Annotated in this window: 1 protein-coding gene and 1 pseudogene; one reads left to right on the top strand and one right to left on the bottom strand. The window is 77.0% G+C overall.

What is annotated here, in order from left to right:
• Positions 1-361, bottom strand: a pseudogene (locus AC2W7G_RS17485) (DNA repair protein RecN); the annotation flags it as partial.
• A 124-nt stretch (positions 362-485) separates the two neighbouring features.
• Here AC2W7G_RS17485 and AC2W7G_RS17480 point away from each other — a divergent pair.
• Positions 486-844 (top strand): hypothetical protein (locus tag AC2W7G_RS17480; protein WP_485869556.1); only part of this gene is annotated, 359 nt, incomplete at its 3' end.

Genomic DNA, 844 nt, shown 5'->3' with positions numbered 1-844 from the left:
GAGGCCGGGCGTGCGGCATGGCGAGCGCGGCCAGCTCCTCCTGCACCCGACCGGCCAGCTCCACGCCGACCTTCTCGCGCACGGCGGTCATCTGGGCGGCCAGGTCGCGGGCCTGCTGCTCCAGCTCGCGCTGCTCGGCCTCGAGCCGGCCCACCACCTGCTCGTCGTCGAGCTCCTCGACGGCGGCCAGCGACTCGGCCCGCCACGCGAGCACGTCGTCGAGGGTGGGCCCGTACTTGCGCAGCAGGGCGATGATCGCCGCCCGCCGCTCCTGGACGGCGGCCAGGCGGGCGGGGTCCATCTCGACCGAGGACGCGTACGAGCTCAGCTCCAGACCGAGGTCGTCGAGCTCGATCGCCACCTCCCGCAGCCGCGCGGTCAGCGCGTCCAGGGCGGGGTCCTGGCCGGACGCCTCGTCGAGCGCGGCCTGCGCCCCGGCGACGTACGCCCGCGCTCCCCCGTCCCGGCTCGCCGACCAGGCCCTCGTGCGCGGTGAGCGCGGCCCGGACGAGCGACTCGGCGTGGGCCAGGCGGTTCTCCTCGGCCTGCAGCTGCTCGTCCTCGCCCTCCTGCGGGTCGACGGCGTCGATCTCGCCGAGGCCGAAGCGGCGCAGGTCGAGCTCGCGGGCGCGCGCCTGGGCGTCCTCGCGGATGCTGGCGAGCCGGGCGCTCACCTCGAGCAGGCGGGCGTGGACGGGCCGGTAGCGCTGGAGCAGGTCGCCAGCGGCGCGCCGGCGAACCCGTCGAGCGCGCGCCGCTGCTCGGCGGCCTGCAGCAGCCGGTGCTGGTCGGAGCTGGCCGTGCACCGCGACGAGCTCGTCGGTGGACGCTGCGTCAGCAGGGG

It is taken from the genome of Aeromicrobium sp. PFPM2_SD2 (genome assembly GCF_057364525.1).
This window is presented reverse-complemented; position numbering and strand designations above follow the sequence as displayed.